Here is a 26,431-nt window from a genome sequence, read left to right on the forward strand (position 1 = left end):
ATGAATAACAATATCGTTTTTCGAAAGACTTGCCAAGCTTTGAGCAGTTTCCTATGTAAAACAAGGTAATAAACCGTGACTTTAAGCCGAGAAAAGCGCATAAAGTCTTACATCATGTTTTTTCTTGAGAGCTACTCAGGCAGTTATACGCGTTTTTTAATGTCGTATTAATCACTTTAAATTTACAGTTTTTTTGCGACAAATAGGTTATTTATGAACTATCTGGCACACCTACATCTAGCAAAATTATCTAATACCTCCTATTCAGGCAGTTTAATGGCAGATTTCTGTCATGCTAATCAAATTCAGCTTTTACCTGAGGTAGTTCAAGATGGCATTAAACTTCACCAGTTTGTTGATAAGACATTTGATAGCCACCCGTTAAGTATTGAATTTAGGGCAGAACAAAAGATCGGCAGAAGACGTTTTGCTGGCATAGTGCAAGATTTATTAATGGACTATTGGTTGGTGAATAAATGGGCAGAATATAATGATGCCCCATTGCATCAGTTTTATGATGAGTTTATTCCTGACCTTTTAGCACATAAAGATCTGGCTAAGCCTGAGTTCCAAAGACTTGTTTTATCACTTAATGAGAGTCGTTGGTTGCAGAGTTTAGGGACTTTAAAAGGTATTGAAAGAGCCTTGATGTCCATTATCCGCCCTTGGCGTTATGGCGAGCATTTATTACCTTTTTATCAGGCGCTTCCTTATCTTCTAGAGCAGAGTGAAACCTTATTTGATGGTATTTATCCAAAGGTGATATCTGATGTTAAAGAGGAAGTTGCCCGAACTAATGGCATAAAAAAAGCTAACCAGTAACCCTTACTGATTAGCTAGAAAGACATACCTTTGACATTATGTCTGATCGAGAGAACGCTCAGACCAACAAGGCCTCTTGTTCAGGGATGCACCTGCTGATCTGAGTAAAGCGAGTATAAACTTAGGTTAAATTACTGTTTTGATTTACATCATAGCTAATGGCTTTGAGTCGATAGTCTTTATCTTAATGTCGTTTTAAGCCAATTTGGGCCGTATTTATTGATGAGTATCATGTGGTTTTGCTGCTGAATGAAATTACCTAGAAGGCCTAATGACAAGTGTTAGCGGCTTACTTCGAGCGGTTAGTGTGTTAGAATCCTGCGCCTTATATGTTTAGAAGATAAAAGGTGAGTTTAGTGAGCGTCCAGTGGTTCCCCGGGCATATGAATAAAGCCCGTCGTGAAATTGAAGATGTCATGACGCAGGTGGATATTGTTATCGAAGTGCTCGATGCAAGAATTCCAGATTCAAGCCAGAATCCTATGTTAAGCCAGCTCAGAGGTGATGTACCAGTATTGCGTCTTTTGAATAAAAAAGACTTAGCAGATAAAGATCGTATCAGCACTTGGTTGGATTATTGGCAAGAGCAAGAATCAATCACAGCAAAACCTTTTTCAACCTTAGATAAGCAAGATCTTGCGAATGTTAAAAACTGGGTAGCTAAGCTTGTGCCTCACAGGGGCACAGCAGAAAAGCCGATTCGCGCCATGATTGCAGGTATTCCTAATGTGGGTAAGTCTAGTCTGATGAACGCTTTACTAGGTAGGCGTGTCGCTAAGGTTGGGGATGAGCCTGCTGTTACTAAATCTCAGCAAAAGTTAAAAGTTACTCCAGGTTTTGTCTTGCTAGATACGCCTGGTATTTTATGGCCAAAGATTGAAAATCCTAAAGCCAGCTATCGTTTGGCTGTCACAGGTGCAGTTCGCGATACGGCGATTGATTATCAAGATGTTGCCTTGGTAGGGCTTGAATTTTTTATTGAGCATTACCCTGATTATATTATTAGTCGATATAAGTTTAAAACTGAGCTAGGCACGGCGGATGAGGTGCTTGGTATTATAGGTTCGAAACGTGGTGCATTAAGAGCGGGCGGTGTGATTGATATGCATAAAGCTGCTGAAGTCTTTTTGCATGATGTACGCAGTGGTGCTATAGGAACCTACGTGATGGAAACACCAGAGATGATCTTAGAAGAAGAGCGTCAGGTTGAGATAGTTAAAGCGGAGAAAGAAGCCAAGCGTCAAGCTAGGTTGGCAGCTGCTGTTCCGCAAAGGCAACAAAGCCAAAACCGTACAGAAAGAACACAGGATATTCCTCCGGAAAGTTTGAAAAAATAATCCTTTTTAGTGAATTAATAAATAGCAATGAAGTTGAATAGAATAAGCGTAAAGCAAGGTGTAAGAGGTTAGGTTATGGACTATGAAATAGCATTTGATGATACAGAGCAAACCTACCGTATAGCGACTGAATATGAGTTTTCAGCGATAGCAGATTGGGTAAGTGAAGAGTTAAAAGAAAGAGAAGATATCCAAAAAGTATTGCAAAGTATCCACTTAGTTGACGCAGATACAGAAACACAGATTACCCAGCAAGGTGTTTATATTGTCAGCATAGGTGCAGAAGGTGTGAGCGTAAATCGCCAAGTTGATATGAGTGATGTTGGCGAAGAGATTAGTGCCATGTTTGATACTCAGAGTGATTTTTATCAAGCTTCAGATGAAGGTATTAAGTCTGAATGTGGTTTGGAAGATATGGTGGGTTTGTTAGAAGATTGGCATAACTTACTGTATTAAATATTTTTGTCATGCAAATTGTATGTAATTAATATTGTTCATGATCCTAGCTAAGTTTACACTTAGACTAAGTGGTTAAGATTTGAATCTTAACCACATCTTTCTATTTTACGTTTTAGGGATTCAACATGCTTATCGAACTAGAAAAGGCACAAACTCGAAATAACCTAGTACGAATTTTTCGAGAAGAACTTGATGGTCCGGATAACTGGAGTGATGGATTCATTATTGATGCCAATGAAGAAATGGTGCTTCTACAACTGGTAGATGACAGTATCCGTTTAAACGGTTATCAAATTTTATTTTTAGAAGATATTAGCGACTTTGTGCATCCAGCGCCTTTTAATGATTTCCAGAAAAAGGTGTTAGAGCTTCGTGAAGAAGAAGCACAAAACCCTGAAATTGAGCTAGGTGACCTTAGCCAGATATTACTTGATATCAGTGAAGACTTTGGTCTAGTGACATTACATCGTGAAGAGCTTGAAAGTGACAGTTGTGAGATTGGTCGCGTTGTCAAAGCTGACGAAGTGAGTTTTGAATTAGAAGAGATTGGTTCTGATGCTCGCTGGTTCGATGAAACGTATGAATACGATTTGTATGATATTACTCGTATTGAGTTTGGTGGCGCATACGAAGAAGCACTGCTTTTGGTTAATGATGATCTTGGTGAAGACTCATACGAACTTAACACCAGTCTAGAAGAAAGCGAACTATAAATTAGTTCTACTTTTGCTAGACATAAAAAAAGCCCATATGGGCTTTTTTTATGTCTAGCATTCTTACCAAATTGATTTTTAGAGAAATCTAATAAGGTGATTTAGCCTCAGGATCTTTTTGAGTTTTAAAGCGTCTATGAGTCCAATAATATTGTTCTTTTTTAGGCGCAATCACAGCTTCCATTTGTTGATTCATAATACGAGCATTATCAACATCATCACCCGTTGGTAAAGTATCGATTCTTTCTACTCTCATTTTATAGCCTGTTTCTGTTCTTCCATAATCGTATAAAAGAACCGGTGCTTTGGTCATGCTACAAATGCGTCCAATGTGAGCGATAGTCGCACTTTCTCTGTTAAAGAATGGAGCGAAGACTGAATGTTTACGGCCATAGTCCTGATCAACTGCATACCAGATGATTTTATTGGCTTTTAAGGATCTAAGTACTTCTCGCATATTGCTACGTTCTATTGTTTTCTCGAAAATACGTGATCTTTGTCTTTCCATGATAAAGTTAAAAACAGCATTGTTTTGTTGCTTATAGATAGGGTGGACGACTGCATAGCGAGACATCAAGTTTCCACAAATATCCAGTGAAGAGAAATGTCCGCTAATAAAAACACAGCCCTTACCTTCTGATAGGGCAGCATCTAAAACCTCTTGTCCTTCAAATTCTGCTTCAACTTTCAGTTCATCTGTTTTATGGAACCAGCTACTAAAGGTTTCAAGAAAACCAAAGCCCATGCTCTGAAAGTGCTGTTTGCTTAAGGCAAGCTTTTCATCTTGAGACATTTCAGGATAACAAATGGTTAGATTCGTCATGCAAATATGGCGACGTCGCTTAGCAACCAAGAATAAGAATTTTCCGAGTAAATGACCTAACTTTTTCTGGGCACCAAAAGGAAGGTGGCCAAGAAGCCAAGCTAAGCCCATGAAAATCCATGTAGGCCAGTGTTTAGGTGAAAGTAATTGAGTGAATGGAACTGACTTTTTTGAGTTCTTTTTAGCCATGATAGCCTTCTAATAATAATTGCCAGTGTGTCAGTTCGAAAAGAAACTTAGCATGTTTTCCTGCTTCCTTTTCAAACGAACGCTTTAGTCTTTGTAAATTGGCTTCTTGCCACTGTGAGTTGACACTTCGCTGTTGGCATTTATCAAAGTCGATAAGCCAAACTTTACCGCTTTTATCTAGCATAATGTTGTGACAGTTTAGATCAGTATGGTCTATGCCTTTTTCATGAAAGCGTTTAATCGTTTTGCCAATTAATGGCCAGTCTAGGGCCGCAGCTTTTTCCTTATCCATCAAGCATGAAAAGAGTTCGTCTGCGTCTGGGATAAGTTTGGTAATGATTTCTGCTTGATAGTGTAGACCAGAGCGCTGACAACGGCCTGCAATCGGCTCAGGGACAGGTAGGTTAGATTCCAGCATAAACTCTAAAAGGGCCAACTCTTGATAAGGGCGAGTTTTTTTGAAGCCGCTAAAGAAAAACTTAAACTGAGTTAATTTTGCAATTAAGCCACCGCGACGATAGCGCCTGAGAACAAAGTTTCCTTTTGCAGTATTTAAAAACCAAACAGTACCTCTGCCTGACGCCGTGCCTTTAACTGCATCTTGAGACTGCCAATAATCCACTGAAAACCAGTTATCATTAACGGCTAAATCAGGGTTGCTGATAAATAAACGATCAGGCCCCGGTTTGGTTTGCTCTATTGGCATCTTTTCCACTCTGTTTCGATGAAGTCACACTTTTGTCGATAGCTATTCTATAATAAGCCACTTTTTAACGCAGCAAGACTTTGTTAAACAATAAGTTTTTTAGTTAAATGCTAGATAAAATTTGGATGGGGAAGCGAAAATAAATGAAATTATCTGAAAATGCCAAGATAGCCATAGTGCGTTTATCAGCATTAGGTGATGTCTGTCATGCTATGTCAGTTGTCACTGCGATTCGAAAACGCTACCCAAATGCTGAGATTACTTGGATAACAGGTAAGCTAGAAGCCGACTTAGTTAGTATGATGCCTGATATCAAAATAGTGACCTATCAGAAATCGTCTGGTTTAAAAGGCATGTTGGCTATTCGAAAGCAGTTTATTAATGAATCTTTTGATGTTTTGTTACACATGCAGTGGTCCTCTAGGGCCAGTTTGTTGACTCGCATGCTTAAAGCTAAAACACGCATTGGATTTGCTAAAAGTCATTCCCGTGAAAAACAGCATTGGTTTGTGAATACCTTAGCGCCTGAACCAAGAGGCAGACATGTACTGGATACCTTGATGAGCATGGCAGAGGCAATCGATGTTCCCCATGCAAAACCCAGTTGGCAATTAGAGGTGCCAAAGCGCCAAACTGAGTTACCGAATGATTACATCATTATTAACCCTTGTGGGTCTAAGGTGACTAAGAACTGGACGTTAGAAGGTTATCGCAAACTGATTGAGCACCTTATCTCAAAAGGGGAGAAGGTTGTTTTAACGGGTGGACCGACCAAAACGGAAATTGAATTTGTGAAGGCTATTGCTCAAGGTTATGAGCTGGATAATCTAGTTGGTAAAACAAGTATTAAAGAGTTAACGGCTGTGATTCGAGATGCCAAGCTTATTATTAGTCCAGATACTGGGCCTGTGCATATTGCTACGGTTGTGAATACGCCTATGGTGGGTTTATATGCCTTGTCTAACCCTGAAAGAACGGGCCCTTATTATGGGCAAGCATCTGTGGTGAGTGTGTATCAAATGCTAGCTGAGAAAGAGTATGGTAAACCTATATCAGACATTCCTTGGGCCTCTACTGTTCATGATCCAGAAGCTATGTCTTATATTTCTTATGAGGCTGTACTTGAAAAAGTAAACAATGAACTTGAAGATTTAAATTAAAGACTAACTCGCTAATTAACTAGGATAGAAGGCTAATTAAGGTCTTCATCTTGTTCAGCCTGCCATAGGGGGATGAGCTCAGGTTTATTCTGAACAATATCCGCTAGAGAATATTCTTCCATCTTGGTGAGAAATGCTTCCATAGCCAGAGCGAGAGCTTGCTTTAGCTCACAACAGCTGGCTATTTGACAGGCTGGTTTAGAGCAATTAACCGCATCAAGGTGATTCTCTAGCTCTCTAATTACTTTGCCAACATTAATGTCTTCTGCCTTTTTAGCTAATCGAATACCACCATTTTTACCTCTGATGGATTGTACATAACCTAGCTTGGTTAGCTGGCCTATCACCTTTACAAAATGGTTTTGAGAGGCATCATAAACTTTGGCTACCTCAGGCACACTGCTTAATTGCTCAGCTGGAATGCTGGTGAGATACATAAGAGTTCTCAAACCAAAATCTGTAAAGGCAGTTAGTCTCATTTAATTGAATTAGCTCTTAGTTAAAGTGTGAATGAACTCAGCTTACTGACTAACCCAGCACTGATCTCATTAAGCCTATGTCCTTGGTATTGGAGCTGCTCACAGTCTTTGCTGTTTGAATGAGATAGTTTCTGAAGCAAGTTAATATGTTGAGAAACCTCAGTTACCATCTTATGAACTTGCATTAGGTCGACGTCGTTATGCTGATTTTGCTGACCAATGATAGCTAAAATACCATTTAAGTGCTTGCTTGCAATAGCGATTTGTTCTCGGCTACTCATAGAGGTTTGAGACAAATCAGTTAAGTTTGAAGACTGTCTTTGTATTTGTTCCCCTGCCTCTTTCACCGCTGTACTGATAGCTTGAACAATTAAGTTAATTTGATTCAGACTGTCTTGAGTAGAGAGAGCAAGTTGTCTAACTTCATCTGCCACCACGGCAAAACCACGACCATGTTCGCCTGCTCTCGCGGCTTCAATTGCAGCATTCAAAGCCAATAAATTGGTTTGGTCGGCCAGAGTATCTATTACGGAAACAACACTGCCTATGGATTTTGCTTGCTCAGAGAGGGACTCAAATTTATTACTTAATTGGTTGCTGCTCTCAATGTAATTATCAATTATGTTAGCCATTTCAGACATTGAGCTGGTGGACTCTTCTAACCCTCTTTGAGTGTTTTGTACTTCTCGCTCTGTCTGCTCCGCCCTGTGTTGTAATAAAAGAGATTGTTGGTCTAGTAATTCACATTTATCAGCGAGAGTTTGTACACTTTCGTCTTGGCTTTGGATACGGTTGACTAGGTCTTGATTTCGGTTGGCGAGTTCATCCGCCACATCATCACAGGTATGAGCCTGCTTTTGAATATCGGTTAGGGTGTCTCTAACATTCAGCCTAAAGGAATCAATCACTTTTAGTATTTTTCCCATCTCACTGTTGTATTGGCTATTAACACTACAAGCTTGGGATAAATCTTTTTTCTCGAATGCTTTCATGTATTGAGTTATGCCATGTAGTGCATCTACTCCCCAATACTTCTCATCGATATCATGAATTACCAAAAGTACCACAACGACGTATTGCAGTACTTGCGAGTAGGTTTCTTGGGTGAAGAAGAAAGCATTAATAAATAAACCAATGGCACCTAACCAATGAATAAAACGCATTCTAAAAAAGAGTGATTGCATAAAAATATCCTACTTTAAGTCTTTGCTTGCTTGCCTGATTAAAGTTTGAACAGGCATTGAATGATGCAAGAATATATAACATGCATTTCAAATACAAGTTTAAAAATATAAGAAATAACCTTTCTTATTGGTTGAGTTAAAGGGTTGTGTCGTTGAATTTTTAGAAGGGGGTGAGAGGTGAGCAAGAAAGAAAAAGGGCGGCTGCATAACCTGCAGCCGCCCTTAGGCAGACAAAGGGATTAAGTAATTAATCTCTATAATGTTTTAAAGGGTTAAGCCTCTAATGATCTTTCTGCTAGCTTTAAGTCTAGTGTTGCTTTGAGTAATTTATAAAGGCGAATAGATGCATCAATTTCATCTTTACGGTTGGTTAAACTTTCTATGTTTAAACCAAGTGGTATGCCTAAAGGCAAGGCAGTTTCAATAATTTGTTCAAGAGCATTTCTGCACACTTTAACTGACTCAGCAAGAGGGTCTTTAGCATCTAAAATACGATGTTTGGTTGCCTCTGGAACAGAGATGCCTAACCATTCCATAAAGTCTAAGGTTTTAGCACTACCACATGGAGTGAAAGTTAAAATTAAACGCTTAGGCTTAATACCTCTTTCTTTACAAGTGCGAGCATAACGGCTGATTAGGTCAATGGTTGCCTGTGCATTATAAACCGCTTGGGAGATAAAAAAGTCACAGCCAGAAGCCGACTTATTGAAAATACGTAAATGCTCATCACCTTTAACAGCGTGGCGTTCTGCTATCGTTACACCACCAAGATGATAAGGATGATTATGTTTGTCTAATGTTTTGTATGCCTGACTTAGGGGAAGTTTAATATCACCATCCGAAGAAGGTGAGCCAACAAGTACAATGTCTTTAATGCCGTATTGAGTCCAAGAGTCGTCTAACCATTGGTTAAACTCTTGTTCTGATCGTGCTGAAACGCTTTTATAAGTGATAACAGGTAAGTCTGAACCTTCACGTAGGCGCTTAGACCAAGCTCTTGGGTCTTGAGTTGACATAAAAGGGAAAGGGCGCGGCTTGTCTGTTCTGCTGCTCTCATCTTGAATATCGTACACAATTAAACCATCAACTTCGACTTCGCTAATACGCTGTAGCAACTTGGCAGAAATTTCAGCTAATTTGTCTTCTTCGACAGAAGATCTTGGCGGAGTTGTGCCGATTAAATACACGCCACGATTAGGGTCTTGAAATTTACTGCTCAATTTGGAATTCATTCAACTCACCTTTTGACCCTATCTAGTTGTTAATTTTTCTAAACAGGGTGATAAACTATTTAATAAGGCCATTTTATCAGTGAATTGAATTCAAGATCATCCCATTCTGTTTGAATAATATTGAAGTTGAGGTGAATGAGACTAATCCTTTCTGATTTAGCCTGAGTAATTTAATCAATTATAAAAGAGTAGAGCATGTTAGATGTTTCGCAATTAGCCGAATACGGCAATGATAATTTGCCACCTGTGCACCTTTGGAAGCCAGATGCATGTGGTGATATGGATATGTTGATCAAGGCTAATGGACAGTGGTGGCATGAAGGCAGTCCAATAAAACGCCCTGCTATGGTAAAAATGTTTAGCCGTATTTTGTGGCAAGAAGAGGGTGAGCACTTTCTCGTCACACCTGTTGAGAAAGTGAGAATTCAGGTTGAAGATGCCCCATTTCTTATTACTCATATGAAAGTAGTTAAACGTGATGAAGGTGAGTCATTAGAGTTCATTACCTCAGTGGGAGACCTCCTAGTACTTGGAGAAGACGATATCAGCTTATGGATGGATGATTATCAGGGAGAAGCTCACCCTTATATTTCTGTACGCTATGGTATGAAAGCTTTGATTCATAGAAATATTTTTTATGATTTGGTTGAGCTGGGAGAAGAAGTTGAAATTGATGGTGAGCTACATCTTTGTGTGAAAAGCAAAGAGCAATATTTTAGTTTAGGAAAGCTAGAGGATTAGGGCTTTTGACAATGGCTTAGGATATAATGCCTCAATTCATATTTAGGTTTTCATTGAGGTTCTGTCTTTGCAATTTTCTGATTTTGGTTTTGATGCCCGTATTCTACAATCACTTCGCCACTGGGGCTTTGACTCAGCGACACAAATCCAAGCCCAAGCGATTCCCGAAGCCATGGCTGGGCGTGATTTACTGGCATCTTCAAAAACAGGTTCAGGAAAAACACTGGCGTACCTAATACCTGCGTTACACCGTGTTTATCGCGTTAGAGCCTTGTCTAACAAAGATGCTCGTGTACTGATTCTCGTGCCAACCCGCGAATTGGCAAAGCAGGTATTTTCTCAATTAAGGCTATTAGTGGCCAGCAGTAAGTTGAAGACTGCCCTTATTCTTGGGGGGGAAAACTTTAACGATCAAATTAAAGATCTACAGAAAGATCCTCAATTTATTGTAGCCACACCTGGTCGTTTAGTAGATCACCTAAATCAAAGAAATATGTTCTTAGATGGGCTTGAGTTACTTATTCTTGATGAAGCTGATCGTATGTTGGATTTAGGTTTTGCTGATCAACTTAAACAAATTGATGATGCTGCTAGCCATCGCTTGCGCCAAACATTATTTTTCTCTGCAACCTTAGATAATACAGAAGTCAACGAAATTGCTCAAAGGCTGTTGAATGAGCCTTCGCGAGTAGCAGTAGGTGCAGGAACAGATGTTCATAGTGACATCAAACAGAAGTTTTATCTTTGTGATCACCTAGATCATAAAAAAGCGATTTTGACTCACACATTAGAAAAAGAAACTATTAAACAAGCCATTGTTTTTACGGCGACTAAGTTAGACACAGTTCGTTTGGCGAGTCTATTAGAAGAAAATGGTTTTACTACTCAAGCGCTAAATGGTGATCTAACGCAATCTGCTCGTAATAAGGTTATGGACAGCTTTGCTCGTGGCCACTTTCAAATATTGGTGAGTACAGATTTAGCATCACGTGGTTTGGATATTGCCAATGTTTCTCATGTGATTAACTTTGATATACCCAAACACAGCGAAGAGTATGTTCATAGAACAGGCCGAACAGGTCGTGCTGGCTTCCAAGGCGACGCCTATTCATTGGTAGGGCCAAAAGATTGGCATAATTTTAAAGCGTTAGAAGCTTTCTTATCCCGCACTTTTAGCTTCGATACCATAGAAGGTTTAGAAGCAAGCTTTAAAGGCTTAGCACCTAAGAAGGTCTTTAAAAAGTCGAAAAAACCTCAAGAGAAGAAAGTGAAAGCAGAAACGAAAGCACCAGTAAAACGTCGTGGCCCGAGTAAGACAAAACTTCATACTAATAGCCAGGATGGTTTTGAACCTTTCAAAGTACCTAAGAAAAGTAAAGGTATTGCCTTAGACGATAAGGAATAATAGAAAAGACAGCTAAAAGGATAAGTACAGACAGGATGTCTATTAAAAAGAAGTCGTAAAAGCAGAGAGTCTATTAAGGTAGGAAAATAGAGTATTAAAGTAAGAAGCTATAACTTGCTTAGGTCGCGACTGCCCCTAAGCAGTTTGGGTCTTGCTTAGGGATAGTGCTGGTAGTGCTTTGGTGAAAAGACTTTTAATTGCTGTTGCTACGGCTTTAAAAGTGGCTTTAACTGCCATTGCACGCATTTGTCTTGCACGGTTTTCGTAGTAGATGAAATCTATGTTGTTATCTAATTTAGCGTAAGTTTCAGTTGTTTGGTTTAGGCTGAAAGGGGCTAAACTATCGTATGTTGCTTTGTCCATTGTGTGCTCCAAGTAGTATGTTTTGTTGACATGCATATAGTAAAAATTTTAGTCAAAATTAACAAAGTATCCTTTTTCACGTTATTGATGAATTAATTTCACCTATTTGTAGATAGGGCGTTTTTTTAGTGAAAAGTGTGTTAAAAATGACCTATAACTAAAGTATAAAACGGCATTTAAACTAGGGAGCCTGCGAATAAGTCCTCCCGCCTCAGCGTGTGGGTAAACACCGCTAGATTTATGGCGAGGAGCGCAACTTAATCGCAGGTTCCCTAGATTCCTCATAACTATGGAGTTTGAGATATTAATCGTTTACCCCCTTTAAATACGCTACGTTGCTTTGAAGCGGCTGCCCGTCACGGTAGTTTTATTAAGGCTTCCCATGAACTTTCTGTTACGCCTTCTGCTGTGAGTCATCAAATCAAAGCGCTTGAAGAGTTTTTAGGTATAGAGTTATTTTTAAGGACAAAACGAAAAGTACTCTTGACTGAAGCAGGAGCTGATTACCTAGAGCCGATAGCGTCAATATTTCGGCAGCTTGATGAAGCCACGACTGACTTGATTAATAAGCAGTCTTTAGGTGGTGTTTTACGTTTAAGTGTTGCTCCAGCCTTCCTCTCTCGTTGGCTAATGCCAAGAATGGAGAGCTTTCAAGATCAATATCCTGATGTACAACTTGAATTAAACGCTTCTTCCGGCCTTGTTGATTTCTCGGCGGGTGATATTGATATGGCTATCTATTTTGGTGATGGTGATTGGCCTGATGTTGAAAAGCAATTTTTAAGAAACTCTGCCTTAGCACCTGTTTGTAACCCTAATCTAATCAAACCTCATCAACCAATCCGTACGCCAGATGATATGCGCTTCTATCCATTGCTGCATGTGGCCAAACGCAAAGAAGAATGGCACAGCTGGCTTAAACAGAACGGCCTACAACCAAAGTTATTCCGACGTGGTGTAATGTTCTCGAATGGTTCCTTAACGGCAGCAGCGGCGGCTCAGGGGTTAGGTATAGCCTTAGCTGATCCAAGTTTGGTTGCTCCAGAGATTCATGAGGGCACTTTGCAGGTATTGTTTGATCAACACCTTAAAACACAAAGTGCTTTTTATATCGTCAATCAGAAAGATCGTAAAATGACCCAACCTATGGAGGCTTTTAGGTCTTGGGTCATTGAACAAATGACGGACGAAAGTGACAATGAGTTTTAGACTTGAAAATTGTCAGAACTGTAGAATATCTTATTGATTTTGATGATGAATTTGGTTTAAAAAACCATGACCTTAAAGTCTAAAAACCGTATTCTTGATGACAGAAAATTTATCAATTCATGGGAGAAAAAAATGTCTGAGCTTTCAGTAAATAGCTATTTTGACAATCAGGTAAAATCCATTGCACTAGAGAATGCAGAAGGTGTGTCTACAGTCGGTGTTATGGCTGTTGGTGAATATGAGTTTGGCACGTCACAAAGAGAATACATGACAGTTGTATCTGGTCTGTTAACCGTTAAATTGCCTGGTTCTGAAGATTGGGTTGAAATTAAAAAAGGTGAAACCTTCATTGTGGAAGCAAACCAAAGTTTTGGTGTTAAAGTGAGCGAACAAACTGCTTACCACTGTCGCTATGAATAAGCATTTATTTGCTTAGATTAGAAATAAAAAATGCGCCTTAGGGCGCATTTTTTATTGGGTTGTAGCGGCTAGCTATTAAGTTAGCTTGACTAATGAATTAGCCAGCGACCACATTGATTAATAAGGTTAATCTGTCCCCAGGTTGAACATATTTCTGCCCAGTTACCTTTGGATTCCATTTCTTAATATCAGCCAGTTTTACTCTAAACTTACCAGCCACTTTAGCGAGTGAGTCACCAGGTCTAATGGTGTAGATAATTTTCTTAGTTACACTACGACCAGTGCTGTTGACACGCTTTTCACCTTTTAACCAAACAACCAGTTTTTGGCCTGCAAATAACGGGTCTTTTAAGCCCATGTTATTCCAGCGTGCAAGTTGCTTAGAAGTGGTTTTATACTTTTGCGAAATTTTCCAAAAACTGTCACCCGATTTAACTACATAGTTAATTTTTATGCGGTTTTGACTTGGTGAGCGATTTTGCTTCGCTAGCAATCTTTGGTGAGAGCTTAATGTGTAGCTTTCAATCTTGCTACCTGCAACAGGTATCATTAACTGCTGGCCAACACGAATAAGGGTAGAAGACATCTTATTCACGTCTTGTAGCACGTTTACCGTTGTATTGTGCTGTTTAGCAATTAAAGCCAAGTTATCGCCAGACTCAACAGTATAACGAACCCAAGTAACGCGTTCATCAGCAGGGATAGAAACCAGCTTGCTTCGGAATGTCTTAGCCTTATCTACTGGGATCAATAATCTGTGAGGGCCGGTTGGAGAGGTTGCCCATTGGTTGAAACCAGGGTTTAGAAGGTAAACTTCATCAATACTGATGCCAGCCATATTCGCCGCTTGTGCCAAGTCGATTTGGCCACCAATATTGACTATTTCAAAATATGGTTCATTTGGCATGTCTTTTAGCTGGTAATTATATTTTTCAGGATTTTTGAAAAGTTTACCAAGAGCAAGTAATTTAGGTACGTAAGCTCGGGTTTCTTTTGGTAGCTTAAGTGACCAGAAGTCAGTTGGCTTACCCGCTTTTTTATTACGACGAATCGCACGAGAAACTGTACCTTCACCTGAGTTATAAGCGGCAAGAGCGTGTAGCCAGTCACCTTTAAACATCTTGTTCAAGCGAGTAAGGTAAGCAATAGCAGCACGGGTAGAGCCGACAATGTCACGACGACCGTCATACCACCAATCTTGAGCTAAACCATAACTACGACCAGTTGATGGAATAAACTGCCAAGGGCCTGATGCGCGACCATGGCTGTAACCAAATGGATCAAATCCACTTTCCACAATAGGTAGTAACGCAATCTCTAGAGGAAGGTTCGCTTTTTCTAGCTCTTCAACAATAAAGTATAGGTAGCGAGAACCACGACGTGAAACACGGTCAAGGTAACTTGGGTGTGAAACAAACCACTTTAGTTGGCTAGAAATTCTAGGTTTGTTCAGCTCTAGGTCAAGCGCAAAACCAGATTGCATACGTTGCCATAAATCTATCGGTGGAAGTGGTTCAGGAATGACTTCTTCTACAATCGCTTCGGCTTCTGCTTCAGTTTTTTCAGTATCAAGATTGGCCAATTCCTCAGGAAGTGGGATATCGTCAATAACTGCTGGCGACATGGCAACATCGCGAGTATCTAGAGGGAAAACCAGTTCATCTTCTGTTTGATTGTTTTCATCAGAGTCAATTACATTCGCGTCTAGATTAGACGTGGCTGTATTTTCCGCATCGATCGCTTGGGTTCCTGCTTGATCTTGCTCACTGGTTAACGATTGGCAACCGGTTAACGCAAGGCAAAATGTTGCTGCAATAAAAGTTTGTTTAGTCATCTAGTCATTTTTAGTTGGCAAATTTCGACACATTTTATAGTGCAAACCACTCAGGTCAACTAAAAGCTGTCTTTTGCTTTACGTATTTGTGTAAACCTTGCATCTTTTGTCTTGCCTACTTCTTGATCTAATTGCTTAGCTGCATTGTTCGAAACTTGATCAATGTGAGCTCGAAGAAAGGGATTAACCTCTTGTTCTATAGAAATTTTTGAAGGGAGAGTAGGTAAGTTTTGAGCTCGTAAATCTTGGCATTCTTGCTCATATCTAATTAAATTTTCGTTATTTTCGTCGAGAGAAAGGGCGAAAGAATAATTTGCTAAAGTATATTCATGAGTGCAATAAATTAAGGTGTCTTGAGGTAATTGAGCCAACTTTTCCAGAGAATGTTGCATCTGCTTTGGGCTACCTTCAAATAATCGACCACAACCGCCACGAAATAATGTGTCTCCACTAAAGAGAATCTTGTCCTCTTCTTGGCTTGAGCTGAAATAGCATAAATGATCGAGTGTATGTCCAGGAGTCGCTATGACTTCAAATTCACGACCCAGTACTGAAATAGTATCACCATCGACTAAAGCTTGATCAATAAGCTTTACCAAGTGCGCAGGGCCCGCGACATGGCAATTAAACAGCTTTTTAAGCTTTGCAACGCCACCAGTATGGTCAGGATGATGGTGAGTAATTAAAATGCCTGCCAAGGTCAATTTATGTGCTTCAAGATAAGCGAGCACAGGTTTGGCATCACCCGGGTCCACAACCCAAGCTTGTGAGCTATCATTGTCGGTCAAAATCCAGATATAATTGTCGTTAAAGGCTGGAATGGGATGAATCAAAATAAATCTCACTTTTCAGGTGTCAAATGGGGAGAAAATTACTCGTTTAAGTTATCCTATCAAACTGAGTAATGATACAGGTCAGCAGAGTAAATTGTATGGCGGACAAGCAAGTTAGGCAATTTTTCCAGCAATGGTACCAGTCTGAGCTCGGCCAAAATGTATTAAAGCAAGAAACAGAATTGTTAGATCGCCTGCTAAAAGAAACAGTGGGTTATTATCTTTTGACGCAAAGTCCGCTTAAACAGTTGGATATCTCCCATTCACTTCTTCGTACCAAGCTGATGATAGCTCCCTGTCTTGAATTGGGTGCGCCAGATAACTTGATCGTAGCTAACTCTCACGAATTGCCAGTCGAATCTGATGGTATTGATGTTCATATCTTGCATCATACGCTAGAGCTGTCTGAAGACCCTCATGGAGATCTGCGTGAAGCGGCTAGAAGCCTATTGCCAAGCGGTAAACTCATTATTGTGGGTTTTAATCCTTGGAGCTTTTGGCGAGCAAAACAGCTTTTTTCAAGCCGAAGTTATGCTCCTTGGTGTGCCAAATTTATTGCTATGAAGCGTTTGGAAGATTGGTTGAAAGTAGCAGGTTTAACATTAGAGAGTACAGATTACCTGTGTTATACGCCTCCTTTTAAATCAGCGGCATGGCAAGCCCGTTGGCAGCCTTTAGATTCTTTAATGTCTATGTCAAAGCTAGCGCTTGGCGGTGTTTATGTTATTACCGCCACAAAACAAACCCATAGACTTATTCCACATAAACCACGTTGGCGAAGAGCTTCTGTTCGAGTAACTCCGTTAAGAAAGCCAACGGTGAAAGAGATTAAACAGTGAAACACGTAGTAATTTATACAGATGGTGCTTGTAAAGGAAACCCAGGACCTGGTGGTTGGGGGGCTTGGATTACCTTTGGTGAACATGAAAAGCGCCTATGTGGTGGTGAGAATGATACAACTAATAACCGCATGGAATTAAGTGGAGCAATAGAAGGCCTCAAAGCGCTGACTGAAGCCTGTAAGGTGACTTTATATACTGACTCCTCTTATGTACAAAAGGGGATTACACAATGGTTAGCAGGCTGGAAAAAGAAAGGTTGGAAAACAGCATCCAAGCAACCTGTGAAGAATAAAGACTTATGGCAAGCTCTGGATGATGAATGTCAAAGGCATGATATAGAGTGGAAATGGGTGAAAGGGCATGCTGGTATCAAGGGAAATGAAATTGCTGATGAACTTGCTAACCTAGGCATAGAGAAGATAAGAGATTAATTATGAGACAGATAATTCTAGATACGGAAACAACGGGTATTGACCCAAAGCAGGGCCATAGAATTATTGAAATTGGTTGTGTAGAAATGGTGGACAGGAAGCTCACTCAGAATCACTTCCATGTATATATCAATCCAGATCGTCAAGTCGAAGAAGAGGCTTTTCAAGTTCACGGAATTGGTGATGAATTCCTCGCCGATAAACCGAGATTCCATGAAATAGCACAAGACTTTTTAAATTATATTCAAGGGGCTGAGCTTGTTATTCATAACGCGCCCTTCGACGTAGGCTTTATCGATCATGAGTTTGCAAAGCTAGGCAACTTCCCTAAGGTTGCAGACATTTGTTCTGTTTTTGATACTTTAGCTTTTGCTCGAAATAAGCATCCGGGGGCTAAGAATAACCTTGATGCTTTATGTCGACGTTATGGTATTGATAACTCCCACCGTGAACTCCACGGAGCCTTATTAGACTCTGAAATCTTGGCTGATGTTTACCTATTAATGACAGGTGGGCAAACCAGCTTAGGTTTAGGTGATGACGACGATGACATGATGGGAGGAGCTGCCTTAACGATTAAACGATTAAGCCCAGATAGACCTATGTTAAAAGTGCTTAAAGCAAATGATGCTGAATTAGAGCTTCATAATGAAAGGCTTGATCTAATCGAGAAAAAGGCGGGTAAAGTACTCTGGCGTGACCTTAATTAGGTTTTTATAAGGTCACATGGCTTAGTTGTTTTAGTGAATAATGTGATTACTCGGTAATCGCATCTAACACACAAATTTGATTACGACCATTTTGTTTTGCTTGATAAAGCGCTTTATCTGCGGCTTCAAATAATTGTTTACAGTCAGATTGAGAAACCTTATCTGCTTCAATATGCGCCACACCAAAGGTCGCTGTGATTGAAAAGTTTGATTGCTCATTTAATGTGAAACGGTTTTGAGATAACTTTGTTTTAACTTGTTCTAGCAAAAACTCACATTCTTGTTGGCTTTTATTGTTAAAGCAGATCACAAATTCATCACCGCCAAAGCGGCCGATAATATCTTTCTCTCCTAATGTGTCCATTAAAATCTGAGCGAAGCCAGTTAACGCTTTATCCCCCGCCTGATGACCCAGCGAATCATTAATGCCTTTAAAATGGTCTAGATCACACATACATAAATTGAAAGCAAGCTTATCTTGTTTGTGTTGTAGCAATGCTTGATCAAAAAGATCAAAAAAGTAGCGTCGGTTAATCAATTTAGTTAACGGGTCATAATGGGCGAAGTAGTTAATTTCTTGTGTGGCGGCATCTCGGCTAGCCATAATTTTAACTATCATATAGAGCAGTAATGTACCTAATAAGAAGGAAGAAATATTAAGTGTCACCGTACTTCTGATGACTTGGTTTTCATGTTCTTCAACTTCTTCAGCTGCTTCTTGAGTAAATCTTTGTAGGTCGTCTCTTAAGTCGATTAGCTCTCGTCTTAGTTCCACTTCTTCATTATTAAGTAAGGTAATTAAGGCAGGGTGATACTCTCCTTGGCTGGATTTAAGCGCCTCCATCATATCGATTACTTGGTAATGGTATTGTGTATGTTCCAAGCTGATTTTATTGAGTGTCGTGATAACACGTGACATTTGATCACGCATTATTTGGCGGCTGTCAGTTAACATAGGCTGAATAAAGGCAATCAGTTCATCAATGGTTTGTTCGAACTTTTCACCGCTCCTGATAAAACTCCCTTCAAGAGTGTCTAATACGATTAATCTGTGATCTTGGCTTAGCTGATGTAGCTTTTCGATCAATAAGGTTTGCTCAAATTGACGATCAATCAGAGGTAGTAGCTGAGAAATAAGAGGTAAATCACGGTTAGCAACATCGTAAAACTCATCTTTAATCTGCTGCATTTTGAAGAATGAAAAAAGACCATTTACAACAATGAGTAGGGCAATGAGAAAACTCAAAAGAAAAATGAGCTTGTTACTTTTACGATAGTTGATCATGTCTTTTAAAAGGTGCTTATTTTGGCTGCTAGTTATGGGAAAGTGAGCCATAAAAATGCTACTAGCTCGTATTTAAATAAAGCGCTGTCAGTTATGCTTTATAAACAATATTTTTCAGCCCAAGTTTAAACTAAAATATTTAAAATGATATGGCATTCATAAAAAAGCAAAACTTCTCCATAAAGCGTGGATAGAGAAAGAGAGGAAAAAGCGGGTTAAGGGGATGATGGAGAAAGAAAAAACTCATTCACTAAGGGGAGAAGTGAATGAGTTTTTAGCATTAAAAATAGCGTCTTACTTCAACTTGAATATAGTCATCATTGCGTAATTGATAGCTGCTATCTTGTGTATCTGTATTGGTGAAAACTCTTGCTTGGGTTTCGATAAACCAATCGTCATTTAGTCGGCGGCTGCCTTCTAAACTGATAAATTGGCTTTGATTATCAAGGTCGAAACTGATGCTTGAGATAACCTCAGTTCCTTCAATATCATTAAGTACCCATCGAGTCCCTAAGGCTAGGTCATTCTGATTAACTGTTGCTTTATCTCCATGCCTATCGTCGAATTGATACTCAACAAAAACACCTAAGTCTGAGACAGATTCGTTGATGCCAACATAGGTATATTCAAAGCCACCCACAGCGGCAGTATTTCTATCATCGCCTTTATACTTAATAGAAATACCTTCTAATTTGAATAACCAATCTTCATGGATCGCTTGAACATCTAAGCCGGTTTGCTGAATCTGGGCATAATAAGGCGCAAGTCCTATGACCTGATTGGAAGAGTTAGTAATGGTTTGAAATTGGGGATCTCTTGAGGTACCAATAAATTGGCTTAAACCCACATCCCAATCCCCATAGACTTGAGACCATCTTGCAGCAAAATCAATATGTTCATCTTCTCTAGATGACTGATATCTAGCCGCATCTGTATCTACTCTAAGTTCGCTTCTTAATCGACCATCACTACCGGTGAAAGTACGCTCGCGAAAGCCAAATAGAGCAAAGGCTTCAAAGGTACCCCAGTCTCTTTCCATCAAAACGCTAAGCATAGGCTGGCCAAGTTTATCCTCGCCATCTATGTCCTCTACGGCGTCATCTTGGTTGACGATATCCACTAGGTGTAGTGTTTCAGTAACACCCCAGAATACTTTGCGTACACCAGCGTAAACTTCGTAATCTTGATAGCCGCGCCAAACATAAAGTTCACGAATATCTAGATGGCTTCTTTCACTATCTTGCTCGTCATAACGGCCAAAGGTTGTTGCAACAAACCTTTTGTTTCCATCATCCCAGTCACGGTAATACTCAAGATTAAAGGCAGTGGAAAGGCTGCTGTCATCTTGTCCAGAATAAAGGGCATCCTGGGGGAAATAACGAGCTTCCAATGCACCATAACCTGTCAATTCACTATAGGTATCCTCATACTCATCAGCCATAAGGGCTGATGAGTAGTTTAGAGACAGTAAACTGGCAAGAGTAAGGGCCGCAGTAGGTAAATTTTTTACTTTTAATAAGGGCTTCAAACTCATCATCTTTATCTCTCGTTAAGGTTACTTAGCGCGAGCTAAACTGTTTTTTGTGAAATCTTTTTCACGGAAGCCATTGGAGAATTTCCATCCTTGGTAGTTAAGCTCAGTTGATTTACCTGTTTGGTGGTTAATCATTAGCCAATTATCAGCGCGCCAAAACTTATTCTCGTATTGATTGTAACTAGACAAGGTAAGTGTCTTTAATAGGTCTGATTTACGATCATAAAAATCAATCTTAAAAGCACGATATTCTTGTGTATCTATCCACACATTTTGTACCGAGTAGCCAGACTTAGGATCAACTGGATCTCTTTCTATGACAAAGTGATCACGGCCATCAAGAGTCTCATTGCGTAGGTACTTATAGGTGTATTTCTCGACCTCTTGTGAAGAGATGTCTTCGAAAGCAAACTCACTGCCCATGAAAGGGCCAGATTTGTTGCTAGATGAAATACGTTTTACACGCTTTAGAGCGGGTAGGTAAAGCCATTGGTCATCCGAAGTGGTCTTATGAGTAAAAGATAAAAAGGCTGTGCCTTTCACATCTCTTGGGTTGTCAAAAATGATGAGGGCTTTATCGCCATCATTATCTTGCTCTAGGGTTTTGCTGCGCATACGGCGAACACTTTCTTCACCGTATTTGTTTCTAAGAACCATGGTCATCTTGGTTGAGTTATCTGCAAAACCAAGATCACGTTTGTCTGCTTCAATTGCTATGTCTAGCCCTTTTTGTTCAGCAGGAGATAGGTCTGCTGCTACAAGGAAAGTGCTACCGAAGAATAAGCTACCTGCAACGGCTAAGGTGCTTAATTTAGTGGTTTGACTATTAAATATCTTTTTCATTTTATTCACCTTAGTTTGCTGCTGTGAAGCGAGTGTTTGAATCATTTGATGCGTTTTCTTCTTCTGTTTTATAGGCTTTCTTGTCCAGTTTTAATAACAGAACAGGTAACAATAAGAAGTCAGCGATTAATGCCATAACGATAGCGATAGCGGTTAATACCGCCATATTTGAATTCATACCGAAAGATGATTGAGCCAGTACGCCAAAACCTGCAACCAAGATGACAGATGTTACTATGATGGCCACACCCACCGATGAAAACGCATAACGTACAGCTTTTTCGGCAGACATACCTTGACGACGAACCCTTAGATATTTACTCAAGAAGTGGACCGTATCATCTACAACAATACCCAGTGCCATACCCGTTACCATGGAGACAGCGACATTCACTTCACCAACGAGTAGACCCCAAAGGCCGAAGGCAAGTGCGGCAGGCAGTAGGTTAGGGATAAGACTCAAGAAACCTAGTTTGACACTACGAAGCGCGATGCCAATCAATAGGGAGATAAGAATCATAGCGACCCCAGTACCTACTAGCATGCCTTCAATGTTTCTATCGGCAATGTAGGAGAACATGATCGCAGGACCTACGCCATATGCAGTAATACCTGCATTGTCTTGTAGCCATTGAGTACCACGTTCTGCAATTGCTTTAAGCTGAGTCGAGCCAAGATCTTGCAAAGACACAACAATCTGAGTGGAAGACTTACTTACGTTAACCTGATTGTTAAGATCCAAGCCGTATGGCAAAGATAGCTCGTAAAGCAGTAGGTATTGAGCTGCGAGTTCTGGATCTTCTGGTAAACGGTAGTAGCTCTCATCATCCCCATGAAGGTTCATGTTAAGACGTTTGAATGTATCACTAATACTATTTACATGGATAACTTCAGGCTGAGTACGTAGCCAAGTTGTAAAGTTATCTAGTTTAGCTAGGAAAGCAGGGTTGCTGATGCCATTACTTTCACCGCTATCTAGAGAGTATTGCAGCTGATAAATACCAGTCAGTTCGTCGGTAACAAAGTCAGAATCAACACGGAAATCTTGAGTCTCATCAAAATAGCCAATGAAATTATCTTCAAGTTTGTTCATTTGAATTGAGCTAACAAGCACTAGGGTAATCAGGCCAGAACCCAGCAGGATCTTTCTTTGATTATTAATAACATAGTCCGCAAGCTTATCCATGCTAGTACCAATCGATGTGCTGCTTTTCGTTGCTTTAGCTGGCAAGATAGCCATCAATGCAGGTAGTAGCGTTACCGATAAGAAGAAGGCCATCATAACGCCAACGGCTGTGATATTACCTAGATCGTGGAACGGCGGTGCATCACTAAAGTTCATAGATAAGAAGCCGATCGCAGTCGTTACCGATGTTAAGAAAACAGGGCCAAGGTTTACCTTGATACTTTCTCTTAGAGCATCATGTTTATTTAAACCACTTCGCATACCTGCGAACATGCTGACTAAGATGTGGATAGAGTCGGCGACAGCGAGTGTCATAATAATAGTGGTTGCAGAAGCAGAAGGCGGTGTTAGTTGAACGCCAAAGTGACCAGCGAATCCCATTCCTGCCATCATAGAAAGCATGATAACAATAACAGCGCTGACAGTTGCGCTAATAGAGCGAACAAGAAGATACATGATGGCAATGATAACCAAGTACATGATAGGTACTAAGGTAGACATGTCTTTCATGGTTGCTTCAAAGAAAGCATTAGACAGCATTACCATGCCAGTTAAGCGTACATTTACATCATATTTAGCTTCTATTTCTGCTGCTAACGCTCGGGCAGCATTCACTGCTTGAGGCGCTTCATCGAGCGATTTTTGTGGCATTTGGAAGGTAATATTAACGCCAGAGACAGTGCCCTCTTTGTTAACAATACGGTCAGCCAGCAGTGGCTCACTTAATGCAACTTGCTTTAATAGCTGAAGATTAAGCGCATCAATATCTTTTGCACCTGTTACCAAGTCTTCAACAATCAGGTCATCTTCTTCAGCATAGGTGTGCTGGAAGTTGCTAATTGAGTCCACTCTTAAGGCGAAAGGCAGTAACCAAGACTTTTCAGTTAGCTCTTCTACTGCGGCTAACGCGTCGTTAGAAAAAGCATTGTTGTCTTTTGGCTCGATCGCAAAAAGGACATTATCTATCTTTGTATAGGTACGTTGTAGTTGTTCAAACTCTTGCAGTTGCGGGTTATCTTCACTGAAGAATACGCGGTAATCATTGTTAAAAGCTAACAGTCTAGCCCCACTTGCAATGAATAAGGTAATCAAGACAGATGCGATGAGCACTAGCCAGCGATTACGTATAAGCCAATCCGCATAGCGGCTAGCCCAATCTGATGTTTTCTGTGAAGGTTGCATTTTAATTGCTCCTACAAGGTGTTAGAGTAATCTATACCAACCGCTCGGTATGTTGTCATCTAATCATTCCGACCGTTCGGTATGTTAAAGGTTAAATAAAAACACCTATTAAGGTGCTTTTATAAAGGGAATCTTTTTTGTAACGACTAAAGTTTTAACGTCCTAAGGTATTCGATAAAGGATTCATGAAGCTTCAACATACATTCGGATGAGCGACAGCTTTTAACTATGCTACCTATGCCTTGAAAGCTTGAAATGATAAACCAAGCTGTCTGTTCCACTTTTAAATCCGGTTTCAAAGTTTTGTTTTCTATGCCTTTCTCAATGGCTGTCATCAATAGGTCGCAATGAGTTTTGTACATATTTGAGGTGCACTGTTGAAAGCCTTCATCTGTTGCAGACATTTCTTGTGAAACACTGTTTACAGGGCATCCTTTCATTATGTCATCGATTGAACAATGAGCTTGGAACCCAGCTAACATAAGGCGAATACCTTCAACCATGTCATCATAGGCTAGTGCTGTACGCCAATGGCCCAAATATTCTTCAGCATAAACTTCATCAAATACTGCATAGCCGAGTGCTTGCTTATTAGCAAAGTGGTGATATAGCGCACCCTTAGAGACTTCGGCTTTTTCAAGAATTTTAGAAAGGCTAGCTGCTTTAAAACCATACAAGCGCATCTCTTCAGCAGACACCTCTAAAAGGTGACGACGGGTTGCTTCTGAATCACGAGAGTTTGACATAAAAAAACCTATACCTTGAATAAAGTGAAGTCTACAAACCGATCGGTCGGTTTGCAAGTGTTAAATCTAAAAAAACATCAAATTCCATTATACAAAAAGTTAAGCCTTTGTTTTCAGTAGAATAGAAAAAGTGGTATTTTTGTCACAAATAAAGGCTAAAAGCCCTTATTTCGTGCAAAATCTCTGACATCTTGATCACAATTGATGAGATATAGTACGGATTTTCTTCTTATTATTAAGTGTCTATGGTTTGACGTTTACGAAAGTATTCTGATTTTTCTCTATTGCCACAGGTGCTCATTCGACACCATCGCCTTCCCCTGCCTCTGCCTGAATTCAAAAATAACCAGGTACAACGGCCACATTCTCTTAGCTTGTTCATATCATGAGTTCTTAAAAAGTTGTCTAAGGACAGAAAAAACGTATCCATTAACCAATTTTCAGCTTTGGTATTTGATCGCCACTGATACTGATTGTTTTCTCTAACAAAAGACGCACGGGATATGGCCGCCTGAATACCAGTCTCAATAGGTTTAGGTATCTGATAATTGGTTGATTTTGATAATAAGTTTTTGAACATGACATGGAATGCTTCTCTAATCATATGAAGCTCTATTAAAGCCGCGTTAGACTCAGCTTGGCTATATTTGTGCAGGCTTGCTTTATGCTGAGCATTAAAAAGAGGAGAAAGCTCGATCCAATTTAAAAAACTTTGCCAATCATGAATATGACTAACTAATCGGCTTTTATCTTGATCCTCGACTGTATTAATGAAATCTAAAATGGGGTGCCCACCAATAAAACTATCCTGTGTTTTTATCATACTCAAGTAACCTATTAATTCAAAATAGCGGTTGTTGTTAATCTTTTATCATTATAACCTGTAAATTCAATTTAATGGTTTTTTTGAGATCCATATGCTTAATTTACCTAATCGCTTTCTTTTTGAAGGGCAGAGTGTGGCTTGGAGTGTCATAGGAGAGGGTAAGCCTTTAGTGCTTATCCATGGAACACCGTTTTCATCTCAAGTTTGGCGAAAGATAGCGCCTTTACTTGCCTGTAAATTTAAAGTGTATTTTTTTGACTTACTGGGCTATGGCTTATCTGAAAAGTCTGATGATCAACAGGTTTCTCTCGAAGTGCAAAATAGACTGTTGGTGGCTTTGTTAAATGAGTGGGAACTGACGGAACCTGAAGTGCTTTGCCATGACTTTGGTGGTGCCACTGCGTTACGTGCTTACTATCTAAATGGCATAAGGTATGCCAAATTAACCATTATTGATCCTGTTGCAATTGCCCCTTGGGGGTCTCCTTTTGTGCAGCATGTGCGCAAACATGAAGCGGCTTTTAGTGGTTTGCCTGAATTTGCTCACAATGCATTATTAGCGGACTATCTACAAACATCTGCATACTCAGAGCTTACGAAAGATGCGCTTGAAGTTTATATGACACCTTGGCAAGGAAAAGAAGGGCAAGCGGCATTCTATCGACAAATTGCGCAAATGGATCAGGTTTACACGGATGAAATAGAAAATCTTTATCGGCCGATGGACAATGTTCAACTACTTTGGGGGGAGAAAGATGAATGGATACCTCTTTCACAAGGTAAACGCTTTGCTCAGATGGTGGCCAATAATCAATTGACTGTCGTCCCTAATTCAGGACACCTGATGCAAGAGGATGCGCCAGAGGCCATTATTGCAGCACTTTTGCTCTAAACCTTATTAGTAGGCTCCTTACTTGAATAAAGCGATAATGACGAA

The 26,431-nt window shown here is 40.0% G+C and carries 27 protein-coding genes; 13 read left to right on the forward strand and 14 right to left on the reverse strand.

Annotated elements, in window-relative coordinates; all coding sequences use genetic code 11:
- Positions 1 to 213 precede the first annotated feature (213 nt).
- From OA91_RS21345 to OA91_RS21360, 4 genes are all read left to right on the forward strand, one after another.
- Complete coding sequence (locus tag OA91_RS21345) at positions 214 to 822, forward strand: ACP phosphodiesterase (protein WP_063339774.1); 609 nt, start codon at positions 214 to 216, stop codon at positions 820 to 822.
- A gap of 356 nt (positions 823 to 1,178) precedes the next feature.
- The gene (gene ylqF, locus OA91_RS21350) at positions 1,179 to 2,159 is read left to right on the forward strand and encodes a ribosome biogenesis GTPase YlqF (protein WP_063339775.1); all 981 of its coding nucleotides are present in this window, start codon (positions 1,179 to 1,181) and stop codon (positions 2,157 to 2,159) included.
- A 75-nt stretch (positions 2,160 to 2,234) separates the two neighbouring features.
- On the forward strand, positions 2,235 to 2,615 hold the full coding sequence (locus tag OA91_RS21355; RefSeq protein WP_046018829.1) for a YacL family protein: 381 nt from the start codon (positions 2,235 to 2,237) through the stop codon (positions 2,613 to 2,615).
- A 128-nt stretch (positions 2,616 to 2,743) separates the two neighbouring features.
- Positions 2,744 to 3,331 carry a hypothetical protein gene (locus tag OA91_RS21360; RefSeq protein WP_046018828.1) on the forward strand — a complete coding sequence of 196 codons (588 nt, stop codon included), beginning with the start codon at positions 2,744 to 2,746 and terminating at the stop codon, positions 3,329 to 3,331.
- 88 nt (positions 3,332 to 3,419) lie between these two features.
- Here the strand turns inward: OA91_RS21360 and OA91_RS21365 are convergent, their stop codons facing one another.
- A complete protein-coding gene (locus OA91_RS21365) occupies positions 3,420 to 4,343 on the reverse strand; it encodes a lysophospholipid acyltransferase family protein (protein ID WP_063339776.1) in 924 nt (307 codons plus the stop codon).
- Positions 4,336 to 5,049, reverse strand: a complete 714-nt coding sequence (locus tag OA91_RS21370) for a 3-deoxy-D-manno-octulosonic acid kinase (RefSeq protein ID WP_063339777.1) — start codon at positions 5,047 to 5,049, stop codon at positions 4,336 to 4,338. The genes OA91_RS21365 and OA91_RS21370 overlap by 8 nt, the downstream gene beginning before the upstream one ends.
- 143 nt (positions 5,050 to 5,192) lie before the next feature.
- Here OA91_RS21370 and OA91_RS21375 point away from each other — a divergent pair, with 143 nt between their 5' ends.
- Positions 5,193 to 6,209: a glycosyltransferase family 9 protein gene (locus OA91_RS21375; RefSeq protein ID WP_063339778.1), complete on the forward strand. Its 1,017-nt coding sequence runs from the start codon at positions 5,193 to 5,195 to the stop codon at positions 6,207 to 6,209.
- 32 nt (positions 6,210 to 6,241) lie between these two features.
- Here the strand turns inward: OA91_RS21375 and OA91_RS21380 are convergent, their stop codons facing one another.
- The 3 genes from OA91_RS21380 to OA91_RS21390 form a co-directional block, all read right to left on the reverse strand.
- A complete protein-coding gene (locus tag OA91_RS21380; protein ID WP_063339779.1) occupies positions 6,242 to 6,688 on the reverse strand; it encodes an Rrf2 family transcriptional regulator in 447 nt (148 codons plus the stop codon).
- 20 nt (positions 6,689 to 6,708) lie between these two features.
- On the reverse strand, positions 6,709 to 7,872 hold the full coding sequence (locus OA91_RS24760; RefSeq protein WP_063339780.1) for a methyl-accepting chemotaxis protein: 1,164 nt from the start codon (positions 7,870 to 7,872) through the stop codon (positions 6,709 to 6,711).
- Positions 7,873 to 8,144: 272 nt separating this feature from the next.
- On the reverse strand, positions 8,145 to 9,104 hold the full coding sequence (locus OA91_RS21390; protein ID WP_063339781.1) for a methylenetetrahydrofolate reductase: 960 nt from the start codon (positions 9,102 to 9,104) through the stop codon (positions 8,145 to 8,147).
- A 195-nt stretch (positions 9,105 to 9,299) separates the two neighbouring features.
- On the opposite strand from OA91_RS21390, the gene OA91_RS21395 reads away from it, so the two are divergent.
- Both OA91_RS21395 and OA91_RS21400 read left to right on the forward strand, forming a co-directional pair.
- Complete coding sequence (locus OA91_RS21395) at positions 9,300 to 9,845, forward strand: DUF1285 domain-containing protein (protein WP_063339782.1); 546 nt, start codon at positions 9,300 to 9,302, stop codon at positions 9,843 to 9,845.
- Between the two features lie 67 nt (positions 9,846 to 9,912).
- Positions 9,913 to 11,250: a DEAD/DEAH box helicase gene (locus OA91_RS21400; RefSeq protein ID WP_063339783.1), complete on the forward strand. Its 1,338-nt coding sequence runs from the start codon at positions 9,913 to 9,915 to the stop codon at positions 11,248 to 11,250.
- Positions 11,251 to 11,385: 135 nt separating this feature from the next.
- Here the strand turns inward: OA91_RS21400 and OA91_RS21405 are convergent, their stop codons facing one another.
- Positions 11,386 to 11,613 carry an RSP_7527 family protein gene (locus OA91_RS21405; protein WP_063339784.1) on the reverse strand — a complete coding sequence of 76 codons (228 nt, stop codon included), beginning with the start codon at positions 11,611 to 11,613 and terminating at the stop codon, positions 11,386 to 11,388.
- Between the two features lie 303 nt (positions 11,614 to 11,916).
- On the opposite strand from OA91_RS21405, the gene gcvA reads away from it, so the two are divergent.
- Both gcvA and ppnP read left to right on the forward strand, forming a co-directional pair.
- Positions 11,917 to 12,822 carry a transcriptional regulator GcvA gene (gcvA, locus tag OA91_RS21410; protein ID WP_063339785.1) on the forward strand — a complete coding sequence of 302 codons (906 nt, stop codon included), beginning with the start codon at positions 11,917 to 11,919 and terminating at the stop codon, positions 12,820 to 12,822.
- 132 nt (positions 12,823 to 12,954) lie between these two features.
- Positions 12,955 to 13,242, forward strand: a complete 288-nt coding sequence (gene ppnP / locus OA91_RS21415; RefSeq protein WP_063339829.1) for a pyrimidine/purine nucleoside phosphorylase — start codon at positions 12,955 to 12,957, stop codon at positions 13,240 to 13,242.
- Between the two features lie 97 nt (positions 13,243 to 13,339).
- Here the strand turns inward: ppnP and OA91_RS21420 are convergent, their stop codons facing one another.
- Together OA91_RS21420 and gloB are read right to left on the reverse strand one after the other, a co-directional pair.
- A complete protein-coding gene (locus OA91_RS21420) occupies positions 13,340 to 15,076 on the reverse strand; it encodes a lytic transglycosylase (RefSeq protein ID WP_063339786.1) in 1,737 nt (578 codons plus the stop codon).
- A gap of 59 nt (positions 15,077 to 15,135) precedes the next feature.
- Positions 15,136 to 15,912: a hydroxyacylglutathione hydrolase gene (gloB, locus tag OA91_RS21425; RefSeq protein ID WP_063339830.1), complete on the reverse strand. Its 777-nt coding sequence runs from the start codon at positions 15,910 to 15,912 to the stop codon at positions 15,136 to 15,138.
- Between the two features lie 95 nt (positions 15,913 to 16,007).
- Here gloB and OA91_RS21430 point away from each other — a divergent pair, with 95 nt between their 5' ends.
- From OA91_RS21430 to dnaQ, 3 genes are read left to right on the forward strand one after another with little or no spacing between them, the layout of a single operon-like run.
- On the forward strand, positions 16,008 to 16,748 hold the full coding sequence (locus tag OA91_RS21430) for a class I SAM-dependent methyltransferase (RefSeq protein ID WP_063339787.1): 741 nt from the start codon (positions 16,008 to 16,010) through the stop codon (positions 16,746 to 16,748).
- Complete coding sequence (gene rnhA, locus OA91_RS21435; protein WP_063339788.1) at positions 16,745 to 17,182, forward strand: ribonuclease HI; 438 nt, start codon at positions 16,745 to 16,747, stop codon at positions 17,180 to 17,182. Before OA91_RS21430 ends, rnhA begins: the two co-directional genes overlap by 4 nt.
- Before the next feature lie 2 nt (positions 17,183 to 17,184).
- On the forward strand, positions 17,185 to 17,892 hold the full coding sequence (gene dnaQ / locus OA91_RS21440) for a DNA polymerase III subunit epsilon (RefSeq protein ID WP_046018815.1): 708 nt from the start codon (positions 17,185 to 17,187) through the stop codon (positions 17,890 to 17,892).
- A 46-nt stretch (positions 17,893 to 17,938) separates the two neighbouring features.
- On the opposite strand, the gene OA91_RS21445 is transcribed toward dnaQ, so the two are convergent.
- The 6 genes from OA91_RS21445 to OA91_RS24355 form a co-directional block, all read right to left on the reverse strand.
- The gene (locus tag OA91_RS21445; RefSeq protein WP_231870432.1) at positions 17,939 to 19,228 is read right to left on the reverse strand and encodes a GGDEF domain-containing protein; all 1,290 of its coding nucleotides are present in this window, start codon (positions 19,226 to 19,228) and stop codon (positions 17,939 to 17,941) included.
- Between the two features lie 229 nt (positions 19,229 to 19,457).
- On the reverse strand, positions 19,458 to 20,714 hold the full coding sequence (locus OA91_RS21450) for a hypothetical protein (protein ID WP_231870433.1): 1,257 nt from the start codon (positions 20,712 to 20,714) through the stop codon (positions 19,458 to 19,460).
- A gap of 18 nt (positions 20,715 to 20,732) precedes the next feature.
- Positions 20,733 to 21,554: an outer membrane lipoprotein-sorting protein gene (locus OA91_RS21455; protein WP_063339833.1), complete on the reverse strand. Its 822-nt coding sequence runs from the start codon at positions 21,552 to 21,554 to the stop codon at positions 20,733 to 20,735.
- A gap of 10 nt (positions 21,555 to 21,564) precedes the next feature.
- Entirely contained in the window at positions 21,565 to 23,922 is a 2,358-nt protein-coding gene (locus OA91_RS21460; protein WP_063339789.1) for an efflux RND transporter permease subunit, read from the reverse strand.
- A 146-nt stretch (positions 23,923 to 24,068) separates the two neighbouring features.
- Positions 24,069 to 24,668, reverse strand: a complete 600-nt coding sequence (locus tag OA91_RS21465; protein WP_063339790.1) for a TetR/AcrR family transcriptional regulator — start codon at positions 24,666 to 24,668, stop codon at positions 24,069 to 24,071.
- A gap of 235 nt (positions 24,669 to 24,903) precedes the next feature.
- A complete protein-coding gene (locus tag OA91_RS24355) occupies positions 24,904 to 25,491 on the reverse strand; it encodes a CGNR zinc finger domain-containing protein (RefSeq protein WP_063339791.1) in 588 nt (195 codons plus the stop codon).
- A 94-nt stretch (positions 25,492 to 25,585) separates the two neighbouring features.
- Here OA91_RS24355 and OA91_RS21475 point away from each other — a divergent pair, with 94 nt between their 5' ends.
- Positions 25,586 to 26,386 carry an alpha/beta fold hydrolase gene (locus OA91_RS21475; protein ID WP_063339792.1) on the forward strand — a complete coding sequence of 267 codons (801 nt, stop codon included), beginning with the start codon at positions 25,586 to 25,588 and terminating at the stop codon, positions 26,384 to 26,386.
- Positions 26,387 to 26,431 lie beyond the last annotated feature (45 nt).

The organism is Marinomonas sp. SBI8L (genome assembly GCF_001624705.1).
Classification (GTDB): Bacteria; Pseudomonadota; Gammaproteobacteria; order Pseudomonadales; family Marinomonadaceae; genus Marinomonas.